Annotated in this window: 16 protein-coding genes and 1 pseudogene; 7 read left to right on the top strand and 10 right to left on the bottom strand. The window is 74.2% G+C overall.

The genetic code is table 11. The features are described from left to right. Window positions 1–58: 58 nt before the first annotated feature. Both ACIQIB_RS16755 and ACIQIB_RS16750 read right to left on the bottom strand, forming a co-directional pair. Window positions 59–661, bottom strand: coding sequence for a DUF4240 domain-containing protein (locus ACIQIB_RS16755; RefSeq protein ID WP_363613587.1), 603 nt, complete (start codon window positions 659–661; stop codon window positions 59–61). A 71-nt stretch (window positions 662–732) separates the two neighbouring features. Continuing rightward, on the bottom strand, window positions 733–1,677 hold the full coding sequence (locus ACIQIB_RS16750) for a pentapeptide repeat-containing protein (RefSeq protein WP_400656503.1): 945 nt from the start codon (window positions 1,675–1,677) through the stop codon (window positions 733–735). Between the two features lie 213 nt (window positions 1,678–1,890). On the opposite strand from ACIQIB_RS16750, the gene ACIQIB_RS16745 reads away from it, so the two are divergent. Beyond that, window positions 1,891–3,516: a DUF2079 domain-containing protein gene (locus ACIQIB_RS16745; RefSeq protein ID WP_400758637.1), complete on the top strand. Its 1,626-nt coding sequence runs from the start codon at window positions 1,891–1,893 to the stop codon at window positions 3,514–3,516. Window positions 3,517–3,601: 85 nt separating this feature from the next. Beyond that, entirely contained in the window at window positions 3,602–4,345 is a 744-nt protein-coding gene (locus tag ACIQIB_RS16740) for a hypothetical protein (RefSeq protein ID WP_400758635.1), read from the top strand. Between the two features lie 9 nt (window positions 4,346–4,354). Here the strand turns inward: ACIQIB_RS16740 and ACIQIB_RS16735 are convergent, their stop codons facing one another. The 3 genes and pseudogenes from ACIQIB_RS16735 to ACIQIB_RS16725 all read right to left on the bottom strand — a co-directional run. Further along, on the bottom strand, window positions 4,355–5,209 hold the full coding sequence (locus ACIQIB_RS16735) for an SGNH/GDSL hydrolase family protein (protein WP_400758633.1): 855 nt from the start codon (window positions 5,207–5,209) through the stop codon (window positions 4,355–4,357). Between the two features lie 272 nt (window positions 5,210–5,481). Beyond that, a complete protein-coding gene (locus ACIQIB_RS16730; protein ID WP_400758631.1) occupies window positions 5,482–5,934 on the bottom strand; it encodes a DUF3291 domain-containing protein in 453 nt (150 codons plus the stop codon). A 67-nt stretch (window positions 5,935–6,001) separates the two neighbouring features. Beyond that, window positions 6,002–6,364, bottom strand: a pseudogene (locus ACIQIB_RS16725) (winged helix-turn-helix transcriptional regulator); the annotation flags it as partial. Window positions 6,365–6,484: 120 nt separating this feature from the next. On the opposite strand from ACIQIB_RS16725, the gene ACIQIB_RS16720 reads away from it, so the two are divergent. Beyond that, window positions 6,485–7,699, top strand: coding sequence for a pyridoxal phosphate-dependent aminotransferase (locus ACIQIB_RS16720; RefSeq protein WP_400758629.1), 1,215 nt, complete (start codon window positions 6,485–6,487; stop codon window positions 7,697–7,699). A 62-nt stretch (window positions 7,700–7,761) separates the two neighbouring features. Beyond that, the gene (locus ACIQIB_RS16715) at window positions 7,762–8,094 is read left to right on the top strand and encodes a YnfA family protein (RefSeq protein WP_363613599.1); all 333 of its coding nucleotides are present in this window, start codon (window positions 7,762–7,764) and stop codon (window positions 8,092–8,094) included. A 65-nt stretch (window positions 8,095–8,159) separates the two neighbouring features. Here ACIQIB_RS16715 and ACIQIB_RS16710 read toward each other — a convergent pair whose 3' ends face one another. Next, window positions 8,160–9,827 carry a metallophosphoesterase family protein gene (locus ACIQIB_RS16710; RefSeq protein WP_363613601.1) on the bottom strand — a complete coding sequence of 556 codons (1,668 nt, stop codon included), beginning with the start codon at window positions 9,825–9,827 and terminating at the stop codon, window positions 8,160–8,162. A gap of 143 nt (window positions 9,828–9,970) precedes the next feature. Here ACIQIB_RS16710 and ACIQIB_RS16705 point away from each other — a divergent pair, with 143 nt between their 5' ends. Continuing rightward, window positions 9,971–10,636, top strand: a complete 666-nt coding sequence (locus tag ACIQIB_RS16705; RefSeq protein ID WP_400656514.1) for a ThuA domain-containing protein — start codon at window positions 9,971–9,973, stop codon at window positions 10,634–10,636. Window positions 10,637–10,724: 88 nt separating this feature from the next. Here ACIQIB_RS16705 and ACIQIB_RS16700 read toward each other — a convergent pair whose 3' ends face one another. The 3 genes from ACIQIB_RS16700 to ACIQIB_RS16690 all read right to left on the bottom strand — a co-directional run bounded on the left by ACIQIB_RS16700 (window position 10,725) and on the right by ACIQIB_RS16690 (window position 13,412). Next, complete coding sequence (locus ACIQIB_RS16700) at window positions 10,725–10,979, bottom strand: hypothetical protein (protein WP_363613605.1); 255 nt, start codon at window positions 10,977–10,979, stop codon at window positions 10,725–10,727. A gap of 61 nt (window positions 10,980–11,040) precedes the next feature. After that, entirely contained in the window at window positions 11,041–11,445 is a 405-nt protein-coding gene (locus ACIQIB_RS16695) for a (2Fe-2S) ferredoxin domain-containing protein (protein WP_363613607.1), read from the bottom strand. Between the two features lie 29 nt (window positions 11,446–11,474). Continuing rightward, window positions 11,475–13,412 carry a heavy metal translocating P-type ATPase gene (locus tag ACIQIB_RS16690; RefSeq protein ID WP_400758627.1) on the bottom strand — a complete coding sequence of 646 codons (1,938 nt, stop codon included), beginning with the start codon at window positions 13,410–13,412 and terminating at the stop codon, window positions 11,475–11,477. Window positions 13,413–13,477: 65 nt separating this feature from the next. Between ACIQIB_RS16690 and ACIQIB_RS16685 the strand changes: the two genes are divergently transcribed. Both ACIQIB_RS16685 and lepB read left to right on the top strand, forming a co-directional pair. After that, window positions 13,478–13,828, top strand: a complete 351-nt coding sequence (locus ACIQIB_RS16685; RefSeq protein ID WP_363613611.1) for a metalloregulator ArsR/SmtB family transcription factor — start codon at window positions 13,478–13,480, stop codon at window positions 13,826–13,828. 75 nt (window positions 13,829–13,903) lie between these two features. Next, on the top strand, window positions 13,904–14,590 hold the full coding sequence (gene lepB, locus ACIQIB_RS16680; RefSeq protein WP_363613613.1) for a signal peptidase I: 687 nt from the start codon (window positions 13,904–13,906) through the stop codon (window positions 14,588–14,590). Window positions 14,591–14,875: 285 nt separating this feature from the next. Here the strand turns inward: lepB and ACIQIB_RS16675 are convergent, their stop codons facing one another. Continuing rightward, window positions 14,876–16,531, bottom strand: coding sequence for an FAD-binding dehydrogenase (locus ACIQIB_RS16675; protein ID WP_400758625.1), 1,656 nt, complete (start codon window positions 16,529–16,531; stop codon window positions 14,876–14,878). Between the last annotated feature and the right edge of the window lie 298 nt (window positions 16,532–16,829).

The following is a 16,829-nucleotide window of genomic DNA, read 5'->3' as shown; positions in this document are numbered from 1 at the left end:
GGAATGGGAAGTCGACGGGGCCGACTTCCCATTCCGGTCCTCCCGCCGGGCCCCGGGGTCAGCGCCCGGGCCAGCCCTCCCGGTTCGAGCAGGACTCGTAGTCGTAGCGGGTCGGGCGGTCCCACTCCGCCCCGGTCACCAGCTCGAACGCCTCCTCGTGCACGTACAGCAGCGACTCGCACGAGCTCGCGGTGAACGGCGCGAACCGCTCGGGATGGCCGAGGACGTCCTCGTACACCTCTCGGCCGGCGGCCACCACGGCGGCCCGCGCGTACAGGAAGCCGTCGTCCGACTGGGGGAACGGCGAGCCGTCGGGCAGCTCCATCCCGAGCACGGGCAGCCTGCCGAAGTCCTCCCGGTCCAGCCGGTACAGGGCCTCGGCGAGCCGCTCGCCGAAGCCGATGATCTCCTCCAGCGGCCGCTCTGCCAGGACTTCGGTCAGCCGGGCGCAGGCGTCATCGAAACCCTGGCAGTCCGCGGTCCCGGCCGCGCCGCCCAGCCCGTCGATCAGCTGCCAGAACCGCTCCCAGGGCATCGCCGGCTGATCGGGCGCTCCTCCGCCCGCCACCCGCACGGCCTCGTCGTCGAACCGCATCGCCCGCTCCTTGTCCGCCGTCGCCCCCTGCGCGAACAGCATCCCCGACGGCACGGACAACGGCACGGGCAGCAGCACCCGCCCCCGGCAGTGACTCAGCCGCAGTCCCTCAACGACAGTCCCTCAACGGCGGTCGCTCAGCGGCGGCGCGGCCTGCCGGTGCGCCCGGCCGGACGGCCGCTCTGGGGCTTGCCGGGCCGGCTGCGCTCGGCCGCCGGGGCGGCCCCGGCAGCCGTGTCCGGCCAGTGGGCGGGCCGGGTGAGGGCGGACGGAAGCCGGGTGGAGGCGTCGCCGCGCGCCGCGTTGAGCTGGGCCTGGGTGAGGAAGAGGGCCTCGGTGAGGTCGGCACCCGCCAGGTTGGCGTCCCGCAGGTCGGCCCCGATCAGATCCGCGAGCCGCAGGTCCGCACCGCCGAGGTCGGCGGCGACGAGCAGGGCGCCGCGCAGGTTGGCGCCCCGCAGGTCCGCGCCGCGCAGGCGGGCGCCGAACAGGTCGGCCCCCCGGTGCTCACGGCGGCGCGGGACGGCGGCCCGGACGAGTTCGCCGGCCCGCAGCAGCAGCTCGCTCACCCGCTGCCGGTGGGCCGGCACGTCCACCGCGAGGATCTCGGCCGGGCTGCCCTGGGCGAGCCGGTCGGTCTCCTCCAGCACCCGGCGCAGCTCGGCGTGCACGGGTCGGGCGGGGGCGAAGGTCAGCGCCTCGGTGAGGTACCAGAGCAGCTCGTGCAGCTGCCGCACCACCGGGAACACGTCGAACATCCCCTGCGCGTCCTCCGGCGCCTCGCGCCAGCTCCGGCCGCCGAAGGTCACCTGGGAGACGCGCTGACCGGCTCCGAAGCAGTCGTACACCGTGCAGCCCTGGAAGCCGCGGTCCCGCAGCTGGACGTGGATGCCGCAGCTGAAGTCGGTCCGCAGATTGCGGCACGGGGTGCCGGCGGCCTTGTTGACCGCGAAGTCGGTGGAGGCCGCGAAGGGCAGCGCCACGCAGCACAGCCCGAAGCAGCTCCCGCAGTCCGCCGCCAGGGCCACGCCCGGGCTCGCGCCGGTGCCACCGCTCGTGCCAGTGCTCGTGCTGTCGGTCACCTGTGAGTCCTCCGTACTGCGGCGCCCGGCCGGCCCGGGTCCGCAGTAGAGCGTACCGATGTGGAGCGTGCCGATCCCGCTCGCGGGCCCTGGGCGGCCGGGGCCGCGGGGGCGGCCGGGAACCGACGGAGTCCCGGCCGTAGTCCGTTAGTGTGGTCGGCCGGTGTCGGTTCGGTCCGCCGATCCCGCCCCGGACGCAGGAGGAGAGCAGGAATGTCCCGGCACGACGTCACGGCACACCCGGACGCCGAGGGCACCAGGGACGACCCGCCCGCCGCGCCCGTGACGGCCTCGGCCCCGCGCCTCTCGGCGCGCACCCGCACCCTCGGGTTCACCCTGCTCTGCTTCGCCGTCTGCCTCGCCATCGGCGCGCAGCAGTGGACCACCGCCCAGCTGGGCGGCTTCGACCTCGGCATCTTCGACCAGGGTGTGCGCGGCTACGCGAACCTCGGCCTGCCGGTGTCGACGCTGAAGAGCTTCCACCACGAGTTCCCCCCGGGTTTCTCCCTCCTCGGCGACCACTTCTCCCCCGTGATCGCGCTGATGGCGCCGCTCTACTGGATCTGGGACGACCCGCGCTCGCTGCTGATCGGCCAGGCGCTGCTCTTCGCGGCCGGCGTCCCGCTGATCCGCCGGGTCGCCGACCACTGCTTCGCGGACGCCGACCCGCGCACCGCCCGCCGCGCCGCCGACCTGGCGGCGCTGGCGTACGGGCTGGGCTGGCCGCTGCTGGTGGCCTCGCGCGGCGGCTTCCACGAGGTGGCCTTCGCGGTGCCGCTGACCCTGCTGATGCTGGAGCGCGGCCTGGCCCGCCGGTACGGCACGGCCGCACTGGCCGCCCTGCTGCTCTGCTGCACCAAGGAGGACCTCGGACTGGCGGTCGGCGCCTACGGGCTGGTGCTGATCCTGCGCGGCCGCCGGGACGAGGACACCGCGCGGCGCCGGCGGACGGTCCGCTGGGGTGCCGGTTTCCTGCTCGGCGGGCCGCTCGCCTCGGTGGTCGCGATCGCCTGGCTGGTGCCCGCGATGGGCGGGGTGCCGGGCTACTACTGGAACTACGATTCGCTCGGCGAGGACGGCGGCTCGGCCGTCTCCCATGTGCTGTCCAACCCGACGATCCTCGTCTCGTCGATGTTCGACGCGCCGCTGAAGCCGCTGCTGCTGCTCTGGCTCTTCGGCACGCTGTTCGCCCTGCCGCTGCGCTCCGCGACGGTGCTGTGCGCGGTGCCGCTGCTGGCGGAGCGGGTGCTCTCCAGCAACCCCAACCACTGGTCGATCGCCCGGCACTACGACGCGTTCCTCTGGCCGATCCTGCTGGTCGCGGCGCTGGAGGTACTGGGCCGCTGCCACGGCAGCGTGCGCACCCGGCGGCTCGGGGTGGCGGCCGCCGCCGTGACGGTCGCGGCCGCGCTGCCGCTCGGGGTGGCGAACCTGTTCGTCCCCGCCTACTGGCAGCCGAAGCCGAGCGAGGCGGCGCTGATCCGGGGCGCCGCGCAGATCCCGGACGGCGCGACGGTCGAGGCCGACAACCAGGCCGCCCCGCGGCTGACCGCCCGGACCGACGTGGTCCTGGTGGACGGCACCCCGCGCGGCCGGGACTACGTGCTGATCCGCTCCGACAAGCGGGCGTTCCCGTTCAAGACCGACCGCGAGCAGGCCGCCCGGATCGAGCTGCTGCTGGCGCACGGCTACCGGCAGATCTGGGCCGAGGACGGCGTGGTGCTGCTGCACCGCGAGAGCACCGAACCGGTCCCGGGCGAGCACGTCCCCGGCCCGGACAGCACCGGCTACCAGGACGAGGTGCCGAGCGACGTCGGCCACAACCTCTTCCGCGGCTGAGCGGCCGGCCCGTTCGGACGTCCGCGTCCTGGGGCCGTCGTCGAACTCCCGCCTGCGCGCCGACCACAGACCCCAGGCTCCGGGCATGGCGATCGAGGTGGGAGCGCGCGGGCTGTACGAGGCCCTGACGGCGTACGAGGGGCCGGAGGCGTACGAGGCGGTCAGCGACCTGCTGCTCTCCTTCCAGCCGCCCGGCGACAGGGTCGATGCCCCGGGCCCGTGGCTCGGGTTCCCGGAGGACGAGTACCTCGGCCTGTTCACCGCGCTCGGCATGACCTCGTTCAAGGGCGGCGGCTTCGACCCGTTCCGGCACGAGATCGTCGAGGTCGAGCAGGCCGACGACCCGGGCACGCCGATCGAGCTCACCGGGGTGGTCCGGCCCGGCCTTCGGCTGGGCCGACTGCTGTTCGGCCGGGCCGGCGTCCGGGTCCGCGCCGGAGTGGAGCACGCCCAGCGCGGCGTCGCCGACCGCCCGCCGCTCTACCGGGCCTTCCGGCGGCGTCACCGGCCGACGGCCGACCTCTCCCACGGGTGGGGCAGCAACTCGCAGTGGTGCACCGACCTCCGCCTCGACTACCGGACCCCGGCCGGCGATCTGCTCAACGTGGCGGAGGACCGCCCGATCGACGGCAGCCCGGACCTCCACCCGGACCACCCGGCGAACCTCAGCCCGGAGGAGCGGCTGCTGACACCCGCCGAACGGCGTGAGCTGCTGCGCCACTGCGGTCTGCTGCGGGCCCCGGAGGCCGCCGCCGCGCCGGCCGGGTCACCCGACTGGGAGCGGGACCTGATGCCCTTCGGCCGGCGGCTGCCGGATCCCGGGCGGTGACCCTCCGGTTCAGCCCCCGTACGGCTCGGACGACTTGTACGACTCGGACGGCTCGTACGGCAGCAGCTCCGCGCGCTTCGGGGGCCGGCCGTCGCCGGAGGAGCGGCCGGTGAGGCGGCGGCCGATCCAGGGGCCGACGTGGGTGCGCAGCCAGCGGGCGTCGGCGGCCAGCTTCTCGGTGCGGCCGGGCGGGGCGGCGGCCGGCAGCGGGGCGCGCCAGTCGAAGGCGGCGGGGCGGCCGAGGGCCTCCAGCACGCCCTCGGCGACCCGGCGGTGGCCTTCGGGCGAGAGGTGCAGGCGGTCCTCGGCCCAGAGGCGGCGGTCGTCGAAGCAGGGCGCGGCGAACAGGTCGACCACGGCGATGCCCCGGTCCTGGCCCAGCTCGTGCACGAAGGCCTTCATCCGCAGGATGGCGGGGAGCAGCCGGGCGCTGCCGGCCATCCGGCGGGTGGGGTCGGTGCTGGTGAACAGGACCACGGTGGCGCCGGTGGCGCGCAGCGCGGTGGCGGAGCGGCCGAGCAGGTCCTCGATCCGGTCGATGTCGCAGCGCGGCCGCAGGACGTCGTTGAGGCCGCCGGCCAGGGTGACGAGGTCGGCGCGCATCGCGGTGGCGGGGGCCAGCTGCTCGTCGTGGATCTGGCCGATGAGCTTGCCCCGGACGGCGAGGTTGGCGTACCGGAACTCCTCGGCGGGCCGCTCGGCGGCGAGCCGGGCGGCGACGCGGTCGGCCCAGCCCCGGTAGTGGCCGTCGGGCAGCAGGTCGTCGCACATGCCCTCGGTGAAGGAGTCCCCGACGGCGACGTAACTGGCGTACGCGGTGGGCACGGTGGGCTTGGCGGGCGCGGTGTGGGTGGCGTTCTCCATGACCCGACGATGGTACGCGTGCCCCTCCCGGCGGCTCGCCTCGGCCCGCGCCCTGCCGTCCTGCCGCGCCCCGCCCCTGCCGTGCCCTGCCGTGCCCCGCCGCGCTCCGGATCAACGCCGCCGCGCATCGGGCGCCGATCGCCCGTTTATCGCCGTCCGGCACGGTGTGACACGGACCCCGCCGTGCCGGTGGCGTCCGCGACGGCAGGCCACGGGGGTGCCGGCCGCAGCGCCGCCACCGGCACGGCGGTGCACGCGGGGCGGAGGCGGGGTCACCCCGCCGGTGGGGCGAAGGGCCGGCGCATGGTGAAGGCCGCCGGGGTCGGGCCGTCCGCGCGCAGCAGGGTGAGGCGGTGCTGGGCCTCCTGCGGGGTGGGACGGTGGCCGGCCGGGACCCACCAGAGCGCGGTCATCGCCTCGGCGGGCCGGGCGAACCACTCCCGGCGCCGGCGCATCACGGCCCGGTGTTCGGAGTGGTGGACGAAGGCGTCCAGGGCCTCGGGGTCGCGCCAGACCGAGAGGTTGACCAGCAGCCACTCGTCGTCGAAGATCCGGAAGCCGGTCGCGTACCCCTCGTCGCTCTTGAGTCGCCAGACGAAGCCGTCGGCCTCGTCGGCGAGCGCGTTGACGGGCCCGAGGGCGGCGACGAAGCCCGCGAGCAGGGGGCTGTCGATGGGTTCGAGCATCCGGGAGATGTTGACCTGGGCGAGTTCGTGGGACGTCACCGGCAGGACCCTAACCGGCCGGCACCGCGGTGTCCGCCGAATTCCGCTGCGCCGCCCGGTCGTCGGCGGGCGGGGTGACCCAGTGCGCCCGGACGGCGTCGGTCGGCCGCTGCTCGCCGAGCGCGTCGAGGCCCCAGGTGCCGAGCGCGTCGACGACCTGGCGCAGTGCCGCGCCGCGCCCGGTGAGCTCGTAGACGGTGGCGTTGGCGGGTCGTTCGAGCCGACGGCGGGTCACCAGGCCCTCGCCCTCCAGCTGCTTGAGGCGGGCGGCGAGGATGTCGGTGGAGACGCCGGGCAGGTCGGCGTGCAGGTCGGTGTAGCGGCGCGGGCCGGCGAGGAGTTCACGGACGATCAGGAGGCTCCAGCGCTCCCCCACCGCGTCCAGGGCGCGGGCGACGGCGCAGTACTGGTCGTAGCTTCGGCGTGACATGTGGATCAGCATAGCCAAAAGGTTGGACTTTCCAAGTGCTTACTTGGTAGAACAAAGCAACCAGGACGGCGCGCCGGTGGCGCGTACGGCCACGGCGGGTGACGGGTCGGGAGGCCGCAGATGGAGTTTCGGCAGTCCAGCAAGCTGACAGGCGTGTGCTACGAGATCCGGGGCCCGGTGGTCGACCGGGCCAACGCGCTGGAGGAGGCCGGGCACAGCGTGCTGCGGCTGAACACCGGCAACCCGGCCACGTTCGGCTTCGAGGCGCCCGAAGAGATCCTCCAGGACATCATCCGCAACCTGCCCAACGCGCACGGCTACAGCGACTCGCGCGGCATCCTGCCGGCCCGGCGCGCGGTGGTGCAGTACTACCAGCAGCGCGGCGTCGACGGGGTCACCGTCAACGACGTCTACCTCGGCAACGGCGTCTCCGAGCTGATCCAGATGGCCGTCACCGCCCTGGTGGACGACGGCGACGAGGTGCTCGTCCCGATGCCCGACTACCCGCTCTGGACGGCGGTGATCCGGCTCGCCGGCGGCAAGGCGGTGCACTACGCCTGCGACGAGGAGGCGGAGTGGTACCCCGACCTCGACGACATCGCGTCCAAGATCACGGCCCGCACCAAGGCCATCGTCGTCATCAACCCCAACAACCCCACCGGCGCGGTCTATCCGAAGGAACTGCTGGAGGGCATCCTCGACCTCGCCCGCCGCCATCAGCTGATGGTGCTGGCCGACGAGATCTACGACAAGATCCTCTACGACGGCACCGAGCACCACTGCCTGGCCGCGCTCGCCGACGACGTGCTCACCCTCACCTTCAACGGACTCTCCAAGTCCTACCGGGTGGCGGGCTTCCGCAGCGGCTGGCTGGTCGTCTCCGGGCCGAAGCAGCACGCCTCCGACTACCTGGAGGGCCTGACCATGCTCTCCGGCATGCGGCTCTGCCCCAACGTCCCCGCCCAGTACGCGGTGCAGGCCGCGCTCGGCGGCCACCAGTCCATCAACGACCTGGTGCTGCCCACCGGCCGGCTGGCCGAACAGCGGGACGTCGCGTTCAAGGCGCTGAACGAGATCCCCGGCGTCAGCTGCGTCAAGCCCAAGGGCGCGCTGTACGCCTTCGCCAGGCTCGACCCGGCGGTGCACCGGATCGTCGACGACGAGCAGTTCGTGCTGGACCTGCTGCTCCGCGAGAAGATCCACGTCGTCCAGGGCACCGGCTTCAACTGGCCGCGCCCGGACCACTTCCGCTTCGTCACCCTCCCCCGGGCCGACGACCTGGAGACGGCGATCAACCGGATCGGCCGCTTCCTCACCACGTACCGGCAGGTCTGAGCGGACCGGCCCGGCCGGCGCGGTTCCGGCGGCCCGGGACCGACGACGTAGGCTCGGCGTCCATGACCGTGCTGCGTTCCGTCGCCCTGTTCGCCCTCGCCGCGCTCGCCGAGATCGGTGGCTGCTGGCTGATCTGGCAGAGCGTGCGCGAGGCCCGGCCGTGGTGGCTGGCCGGGGTCGGCGTGGTGGTGCTCGGCGGCTACGGCTTCGTCGCCGCGCTCCAGCCGGACAGCCACTTCGGCCGGGTGCTGGCCGCGTACGGTGGGGTGTTCGTGGCCGGCTCACTGCTCTGGGGCATGGCGGTGGACGGCTTCCGGCCCACCCGCTACGACGTCGCCGGGGCACTGATCTGCCTGGCCGGGGTCGCCGTCATCATGTACGGGCCCCGGCGCTGAGGCCCCGGCACCGGGGGCTCCCCTTCGGCGCCGGGGCCCGTCAACACGCTTCCCCGCAGGGCCGGTTACCAGCCCCAGCCACCGCCGTGGCCGTCGTCGTCGGTGGTGCTGTCCCAGCCCTCGCCGACCTTGCGCAGGATCGTGTAGTGGTCGACCTGCGTGCCGTCCTCGGCCAGCGCGGTCACCTTCATGGCCGACTTCTGACCCAGGTGGGCCGGGGTGACGTCGACCTTGATGAAGGAGTAACCGGTGTAGCGCACCCGGGACCACTCGACCGTCTCGGTCACCTTCACGCCGCCCTTGGCGAAGTGGTAGGTGTTCACCGAGTCGAGCCGCTTCTCGTGGCCCTCGTAGGTGTCCGGCGCGTCGAAGTAGTACAGGCTGCGGCCGGCCGCGCCCGCCGTCACGTACACCACGCCGTCGGTGGCCGGCTCGATGGTGGCGCCGCTCGGCACCGCCTTGGAGACCTTGTTGCCGAGGATCGCGTCGGTGCGCTCGTAGACGTGGTTGTGGCCGTTGATCACCAGGTCCACCCGGTACTTCTCGAACAGCGGCACCCACGCCTCGCGGACACCGCCCTCGGAGGCGTGCTGGTGGGTGGTGGAGAAGGCGCAGTGGTGGAAGAAGACCACGACGAAGTCGATGGTCTCGTCGTTGCGCAGGTCCTTCAGGGTGCGCTGCAGCCACTTGGTCTGCTTGCCCGCCGAGATGCCCAGGTTGGCCGGGATCTCGTAGGAGACGTCGTTGGCGTCCAGCGAGATGACGCCGACGTTCTTGTAACGGAAGGTGTAGACGCCGGGGACGGTGCGCGGGTCCGGGCCGTTGTCCGGCAGGAAGAAGCGGGTGTTCTCGCCGCCGTAGCCGTTGTGCGAGTACCAGGCCTCCATGTCGTGGTTGCCGTAGGAGACCATCCACGGCACCTTGGACGCCACCGTCTCAGTCTGGGCCAGGAAGGCGTCCCAGGTACGGGCGTTGTAGGAGGTCTTGTCCGAGTCCTGGCCGGAGCCGGCCGGGTCGGCGTAGCAGATGTCGCCGGCGTGCAGGTGGAAGGCCGGGTTCTGGGCCAGGATGATGTGGTCGTTGCCGGCCGCGTGCGAGCTGACGCCCTGGTCGCCGAAGGCGGTGAAGGTGAACGGCTCGTACACCTTGCCCCAGCGGTGGTCGCGCGAGGGCGCGGTGCGGAAGGTGCTCAGGGTGGAGATCGCCTGCTGCGAGGCCGGGTCGAAGCCCTGGTGGCCGACACCGTAGTAGTAGGTGGTGTCGGGCTGCAGGTCCTCCAGCGCGACGTGCAGGTAGTACTGGTCCACCGGCTGGCCGGTCGGGGTCAGCGCGGGGGTGTGCAGGGCGCGCACCTCGGCCTGGACCTTGTGGCTGAGGTCCCACGGCTGCTTGCCGAAGCGCAGGTACGGCTTCTTCACCGGGGCCGGGACCTGCCAGGAGACCCGGAACTGGGTGTCCGGCTCCGGCCCGAAGGAGAGGTGACGCCCGATCGGGGCGACCAGCGAACCGTCGATGCCGTCCGCCACACCGCCCGTCAGCAGCTGGGGGCCGGCCGGCGCCGCGGTCGCGGTGCCGGTGCCCAGCGCACCGCCCACCGCCAGCGCGCCAACGGTGACGGCGCCGGCCCGCAGCATCCGGCGGCGGGAGTGACGGGCCCGCAGGTACTCGTGCTGCTCGGCCATGCTCATGCGGTCGGCGAGCTTCGCGGGCACGCCCATGTTCGGAATATCCATGGGCGGGACTCTTCCAGCGACGCGTTGACCGCACGCGGACGCGCGGTGAACGAGCCGCAGCGCGCCGGTCAGTCGAACGCCAACGTTCGACCATGCTTCGGTAAAGGGCCGGTGCGTATGCGTACCTGGCAGGATCATCCGTCATGACCCGGATCCTGATCTACAGTCGCAACCTGCGCTTCTGGCACGCCTCGGCCGTCGACGGCGCCCGGGCCTTCCGCGAACTCGGCGAGCGGCACGGCTTCACGGCCGACGCCACCGAGGACCCGGCGGCCTTCCGGCCGGACGCGCTGCGCCGGTACGCGGCCGTGGTCTTCCTCTCCACCGGCGGCGACGTCCTCGACGAGGCCGGCCAGGACGCGCTGCGCGCCCACCTGACCGCCGGTCACGGCTGGCTGGGCGTGCACGCGGCGTCCACCACCGCGTACGACTGGCCCTGGTTCGAGGGCCTGGTCGGCGCCCGCTTCGCCGGCCACCCGCCGATCCAGGCCGCCCCCGTCCGCGTCGCCGACCCCGGCCACCCGGCCACCGCCCATCTGCCGGCCCGCTGGGAGTGGACCGACGAGTGGTACGACTTCCGCTCCGACCCGCGCGAGAACGGCGCCCGCGTCCTGCTCACCGTCGACGAGGCCGACTACCGGGGCGCCACCATGGGCCGGGGCCCGGCCCACCCGCTCGCCTGGTGCGGCGAACACGACGGCGCCCCCACCTTCTACACCTCCCTCGGCCACTCCCCCGAGGCCTACGCCGACCCCGCCTTCCGCACCCACCTCCTGGGCGGCCTGCGGCACCTGGGGATCTCGCCCTGACCGCTGCCGACGCGCCAGGACCGCCCGTTCCCCCTGCCGCGGTGCGCCGCCGGGCGCGCCGGCTCGTGCTGGTGGCACGGGCAGGCGTCTACGAGGCCGGGTCGTCCCAGGTGGAGGGGGCCCGGTTGCCGGTGCCGTCGCAGGTGCGGCAGATCTCGTCGCGGTAGGCGTGCTTGGCGCCGGTGGCATCGACGCGGTAGCGGACGTAGACGCCGGTGCCGTCGCAGAGGAAGCAGTTGCCGCCACCGCCGCCGACCTCGGTGGTGCCGGTGCCCTGACAGGTGCGGCAGCTGAGGCCGGCGGTGCGGCCGGTGCCCGCACAGATACGGCAGACCGTGGTCACGTCGTCATTCCTCCCATGCCGGCACTGCTGGAAATGGTAGTGCCCGGCGGCGCGGTCCGGATCAGCCCGGGAGACCGTCGCGGACCCGGCGGGAGACGGTGATCTGCTGGAGGTCCAGCAGACCGGGCGGGTCGGCCAGGCCGGGGCCACCGGCGTGCACCCACTCGGCTATCTCGTCGATCATGTCCTCGGCCAGCACCCAGCCGAGCCAGACCGGGCGGCCGCCCGCCAGCCGGCCCTCGCCGGAGGGGCCGACCACCACGACGTTGGACTGCGCGCAGGCGTCCAGGCACTTCACCGCCCGGACCTTGCCGGCGGCGCCGACCGCCTCGCGCAGCCGCTCGTACTGGCCGGCGTGGTCGACGCCCGGGTGCTTCTCCTGGGTGCCGCAGCAGCAGCCCCGGCAGACGGTGACGGTCACCGGGGCTGCGGGCGCCGGCCTGCGCTCGCGGTCTCGACGGCTCATCGGATCAGCTCTCCTCGTGGTCCAGGGCCCTACTCGTTCTCCAGGGCCCGCTGCCAGGCCCGTTCGCGCAGCAGCCGCAGGCCGTTGAGGCCGACCAGCACGGTGGAGCCCTCGTGCCCGGCGACACCGAGCGGCAGTGGCAGCGTACCCGCCAGGTCCCAGACCACCAGGGCGGTGATGAACGCCCCGGCGATCACCAGGTTCTGCACCACCAGCCGGCGGGCCCGCCGGGAGAGCGCCACCACGGCCGGGACGACGGTCAGTTCGTCGCGCACCACCACCGCGTCGGCGGTCTCCAGCGCGAGGTCCGAGCCCGCCCGGCCGAGCGCGATGCCGCTGTGCGCGGCCGCCAGCGCGGGCGCGTCGTTGACGCCGTCGCCCACCATCAGCACCCGGCGGCCGCCGTCGGCCAGTTGACGGACGGCGGCCACCTTGTCCTGCGGCAGCAGCCCGCCCCGGACGTCGGTGAGGCCGACCTCCCGGGCCAGCCGGGCGGCGGCGCGCGGGTTGTCCCCGGTGAGCAGGACCGGGGGCCGCCCGGTCAGCGCGGCCAGGCCCCGTACGGCGGCCGCGGCCTGCTCGCGCGGGCGGTCGGCGAGACCGAGGACGCCGACGGGTTCGCCGTCGCGCAGCACCACGGCGGCGGTGCGGCCGGCCTCCTCCAGTTCGACGACCTGCGGGTGGGCGCGGTGCGGGCCCGGCGCGCCGACCGCGATCACCGCGTCGCCGACCACCGCGCGGACGCCGACGCCCGGGGTGGAGACGAAGTCGGCGGCGGCCGGGACGGCGAGGCCGCGCTCGCGGGCGGCGGCGACCACCGCGCGGGCCAGCGGGTGCTCGCTGGGGTGCTCGGCGGCGGCCGCGAGGGCCAGCAGTTCGTCCTCGGTGAGGCCGGCCGACGGGCGCAGTTCGGTGACCCGGGGGGTGCCCTCGGTGAGGGTGCCGGTCTTGTCCAGGGCGGCCGCGTCCACCTGGCCGAGGCGCTCCATCACCACCGCCGACTTGACCAGCACGCCGTGCCGTCCGGCGTTGGCGATGGCGGAGAGCAGCGGCGGCATGGTGGCGAGCACCACGGCGCACGGCGAGGCGACGATCATGAAGGTCATGGCGCGCAGCAGGGTGCCGGTCAGCTCCGCGCCGAACGCGAGCGGGACGGCGAACAGCAGCAGGGTGGCCGCCACCAGGCCGGCGGCGTAGCGCTGTTCGACCTTCTCGATGAAGAGCTGGGTGGGCGCCTTGGTCTCGGAGGCCTCCTCGACCAGGGCGACGATCCGGGCGATCACGGTGTCGGCGGCGTCGCGCCCGACGCGGACGCGCAGCGCGCCGGCGCCGTTCAGCGTGCCGGCGTACACCTCGTCGCCGGGGGCCTTGGCCGCGGGCAGCGGTTCACCGGTGATGGTGGCCTGGTCGACGTCGCTACGGCCGTCCAGCACCAGGCCGTCGGCGCCGATCCGCTCGCCGGGGCGGATCAGCACGGTGTCGCCGACGGCGAGTTCGGCGGTGGGGACGGTCTCCTCCCGGCCGTCGGCGGTGAACCGGCAGGCGGTGGCCGGGGCGAGGTCGAGCAGGCCGCGGACGGAGTCGGCGGTGCGGGCGGTGGCCAGTGCCTCCAGGGCGCCGCTGGTCGCGAAGATCACGATCAGCAGCGCACCGTCCAGCACCTGTCCGATGGCGGCGGCGCCGAGCGCGGCGACCACCATCAGCAGGTCCACGTCCAGGGTCCTCCCGCGCAGCGCCCGCAGTCCGGCCCAGGCCGGTTCCCAGCCGCCCGCGAGGTAGGCGACGGCGTACAGCGGGCCGTACGCCCAGGCGGGCCCGCCGGGCAGGTGGACGGCGAGCGCGGCCAGGAAGGCGACGGTGGCGGCGGCCGCCCAGCGCGCCTCGGGCAGGGCCAGCACGCGGGTGCGGCGCGGGTGCGGTGCCGCGGGGGCGGCGGGGGCCGGACGGGTGAGCACGGTGGCGGACATGGGCGTCACGATACAGGAACACATGAACAAGCTTTCATTCATCACGGCCACCGTAGGATGCCCCCATGGGACACGCCACCGCCGAGAACGCCGTGCCGCGGATGCGTCTGGACGCGTCCAACGCGGCCAAGGTGGCGAGCACCCTCCAGGCCCTCGCCACCCCCTCCCGGCTGCTGATACTCGCCGAACTCCGCGAGGGCCCGCGCGCCGCCACCGAACTCGCCGACGCCGTCGGCATGGAGCAGTCCGCCTGCTCCCACCAGCTGCGCCTGCTGCGCAACCTCGGCCTCGTGGTCGGCGAACGCCGCGGCCGCTCGGTCGTCTACTCCCTCCACGACGATCATGTCGCCGCCCTCCTCGACCAGGCCGTCTACCACGTGGACCACCTGCGGCTCGGCCTGACCGACGAGCGCTGAGGCGTCCCGCGATCACGACCGCTAAGGTGTCCCGCGATCGCGCGGGGTGTCCGCGCGGTGCGAGAGGAGCGACGCATGGCGCTGGTCACGGGACCGGGATCCGGACGGCCGAAGCGGTGGCCGCTCTGGACATCGGCCGGGGTGGCGGCGGCGGGGCTGCTGACCGCGGTGCTGGGGCTGGTGCTGGTGGCGTTCGACTACTCGCCGCGCACCCTGCAGAGCGGGGGGATGAGCCCGACGCTGAAGCCGGGCGGCCGGATCCTCACCGAGACGGTGCGGGCCTCCGAGGTACGGCGGGGCGACGTCGTCCTCGTGGAGTCGCCGTGGACCATGTCGGGCCTGATCGTCAAGCGGGTCGTCGGCCTCGGCGGTGACCGGGTGACCTGCCGCGCCGACGGGCCGGTCACCGTCAACGGGCAGCCACTGACCGAGCCTTACACCTACGACGGCTCGCCCAACGGGAACTTCCCCGCGTACACCGCGACCGTGCCGCCGGGGCGGGTCTTCCTGCTCGGCGACTACCGCGCCGAATCGGTCGACTCCCGGATGTTCCTCGACGACCAGCAGGGCACCGTCGCCGCCGCGGACGTCCGCGAGCGGGTGGTCTGGCACAGCGGCGGCTCGGAGCCGCTGCCGGTCGGCCTGGTCGCCCCGCTGGCCGCGGTCGGCGGGGGCGGGCTGCTGCTCGTCGCCGGGGTGATCGGCTTCGTCGCCGCAGCCGTGCTCCGCTCCCGCCGCCGGGCCGGCGCGTTCACCGGCTGACACCGGCCCGGCGGCGGGGCCGCGGTGTCGGTCCGTCAGGCGGGCCAGGAGTTCGGGGTGGTCCGCCGGCGCCGAATCGAGCATGGCGCGTGCCTGGGGCCTGAAGGAGTCCAGGTCGGCCGGGCTCCCGTCGATACCGCCCAGGGGCGGCTGCGGGCCGTACTCGATGAAGAGCTGGACGGTGCGGGCCAGTTGCTCCCCCGCGAGGCGTTCGACCAGGTGGAGTGCCATGTCGATGCCGGCCGACACGCCGTCGCCGCCACGCCTCGCCACCACGCCTCGCCGCTACGCCGTCGCGGCCGCCGCCGCGCGGCCCGCCGTGCGGCCGGAGAAGAGGCAGCCGCCGAGGAAGGTCCCCTCCAGGGAGCGGTAGCCGTGCACACCGCCGCCGCCGAAGCCGGCCGCCTCGCCGGCCGCGTACACGCCTTCCAGGACCTCGCCGCCGGGCCGCAGGACGCGGCCGGAGAGGTCGGTCTCCAGGCCGCCGAGCGACTTGCGGGTGAGGACGCGGAGCCGGACGGCGATCAGCGGGGCGGCGGCCGGGTCGAGGAGGCGGTGCGGCGCGGCGGTGCGGATCAGCTTGTCGCCGAGGTAGCGGCGGGCGCCGTGGATGGCGGTGACCTGGAGGTCCTTGGCGAAGGGGTTGGCCAGCTGGCGGTCCCGGGCCTCGACGACCCGGCGCAGTTCGTCCGGGTCGATCAGCGCCTGACGGGTCCTGGCGTTCATGCCGCGGGCCAGGTCGGACAGGTTGCCCGCGACCACGAAGTCGGGGCCGTGCCGCAGGTGCGCCCGGACCGGACCGGGCGCACCGGGCAGCGCGCGGCCGAGGACGCCGCGCAGGGAGCGGCCGGTGAGGTCGGGGTTCTGCTCGGAGCCGGAGAGGGTGAACTCCTTCTCGACGATCTTCTGGTTGAGCACGAACCAGGTGTGGTCGTGCCCGGTGGACATGATGTGGTCGAGCGTGCCGAGGGTGTCGAAGCCGGGGAAGAGCGGCACGGGCAGCCGCCGCCCGCGGGCGTCCAGCCAGAGCGAGGAGGGGCCGGGCAGGATGCGGATGCCGTGCCGGGCCCAGACCGGGTCCCAGTTCTCGATGCCCTCGGTGTAGTGCCACATCCGGTCACCGTTGATCAGGTTGCCGCCGGCCCCGCCGGTGATCTCCAGCATCAGACCGTCCACGTGCGCGGGGACACCGGAGAGCAGCCGGGCGGGCGGGGTGCCGAGCCGGGCGGGCCAGGCCTTGCGGACGAGGCCGTGGTTGCCGCCGATGCCGCCGGAGGTGACGATCACGGCCTGGGCGCGCAGTTCGAAGGCGCCGGCCACCTCCCGGGAGCTCGCCGCGCCGCGCACGGCGCCGCTGGGCACCAGCACCTCGCCGCTGACGGTGTCGACCGCCCCGGCGTGCGCGGACAGGCCGGTGACCCGGTGGCGGAAGCGCAGGTCCACCAGGCCGCGCCCGGCGGCGGCCCGGACCCGCCGGACGAAGGGTTCGAGCAGCCCGGGCCCGGTGCCCCAGGTGATGTGGAACCGGGGGACGGAGTTGCCGGGGCCGTCGGCGAGCAGCCCGCCGCGCTCGGCCCAGCCGACGACCGGGAAGAACCGCACCCCCTGCGCGCGCAGCCAGGCCCGCTTCTCCCCCGCCGCGAAGTCGACGTAGGCCTCGGCCCAGCGGCGCGGCCAGGCGTCCTCGGGGCGGTCGAAGCCGGCGCTGCCGAGCCAGTCCTGCCAGGCGAGCGCGGGCGAGTCGCGGATGCGCATCCGGCGCTGCTCGGGCGAGTCGACCAGGAAGAGGCCGCCGAAGGACCAGTGCGCCTGACCGCCGAGCGAGGCCGCGGGCTCCTGGTCGAGCAGGATCACCTTCCGTCCGGCGTCGGCGAGTTCGGCGGTCGCGGCGAGCCCCGAGAGTCCGGCTCCGATGACGATGACGTCGGCGTCCAGGGCCATGCGGGTCCTCCATCGGCCGTCCGGGCGGCGAGGGGGCGCCGCCGCTGTGCGCCCGATACTGCGGCCTGCGGCGGGGCCAGTCAACCGGTCGGTAACAAGCCGCGGCGGGAATTCCGCTCCGCGGTGTACCGGAAATACCGCCGATACCCGGTGGAGCGTTATTCGGGAATATCCCTGACGGTTTTTCGGGAAATTCCGCCCGGTGCATGGACGGAGGCGAAACCTGGCAGTAACTTACCTGCCAGTAGCAGTAGCTGTGGCCCGGCTCGCACGCCCCCCACCCGTTTCTCTCCCCCCC

The organism is Kitasatospora sp. NPDC092286, from assembly GCF_044755565.1.
Taxonomy (GTDB): domain Bacteria; phylum Actinomycetota; class Actinomycetes; order Streptomycetales; family Streptomycetaceae; genus Kitasatospora.
Note: the sequence above shows the minus strand (reverse complement) of the source record. Positions and strands in the feature narration are given on the sequence as shown.

Coding starts and splice junctions, on each gene's coding strand:
- ACIQIB_RS16745 (WP_400758637.1), top strand. CDS start 1,891: ATGTCCCGGCACGACGTCACGGCACACCCGGACGCCGAGGGCACCAGG.
- ACIQIB_RS16740 (WP_400758635.1), top strand. CDS start 3,602: ATGGCGATCGAGGTGGGAGCGCGCGGGCTGTACGAGGCCCTGACGGCG.
- ACIQIB_RS16735 (WP_400758633.1), bottom strand. CDS start 5,209: ATGGAGAACGCCACCCACACCGCGCCCGCCAAGCCCACCGTGCCCACC.
- ACIQIB_RS16720 (WP_400758629.1), top strand. CDS start 6,485: ATGGAGTTTCGGCAGTCCAGCAAGCTGACAGGCGTGTGCTACGAGATC.
- ACIQIB_RS16715 (WP_363613599.1), top strand. CDS start 7,762: ATGACCGTGCTGCGTTCCGTCGCCCTGTTCGCCCTCGCCGCGCTCGCC.
- ACIQIB_RS16710 (WP_363613601.1), bottom strand. CDS start 9,827: ATGGATATTCCGAACATGGGCGTGCCCGCGAAGCTCGCCGACCGCATG.
- ACIQIB_RS16705 (WP_400656514.1), top strand. CDS start 9,971: ATGACCCGGATCCTGATCTACAGTCGCAACCTGCGCTTCTGGCACGCC.
- ACIQIB_RS16695 (WP_363613607.1), bottom strand. CDS start 11,445: ATGAGCCGTCGAGACCGCGAGCGCAGGCCGGCGCCCGCAGCCCCGGTG.
- ACIQIB_RS16690 (WP_400758627.1), bottom strand. CDS start 13,412: ATGTCCGCCACCGTGCTCACCCGTCCGGCCCCCGCCGCCCCCGCGGCA.
- ACIQIB_RS16685 (WP_363613611.1), top strand. CDS start 13,478: ATGGGACACGCCACCGCCGAGAACGCCGTGCCGCGGATGCGTCTGGAC.
- lepB (WP_363613613.1), top strand. CDS start 13,904: ATGGCGCTGGTCACGGGACCGGGATCCGGACGGCCGAAGCGGTGGCCG.
- ACIQIB_RS16675 (WP_400758625.1), bottom strand. CDS start 16,531: ATGGCCCTGGACGCCGACGTCATCGTCATCGGAGCCGGACTCTCGGGG.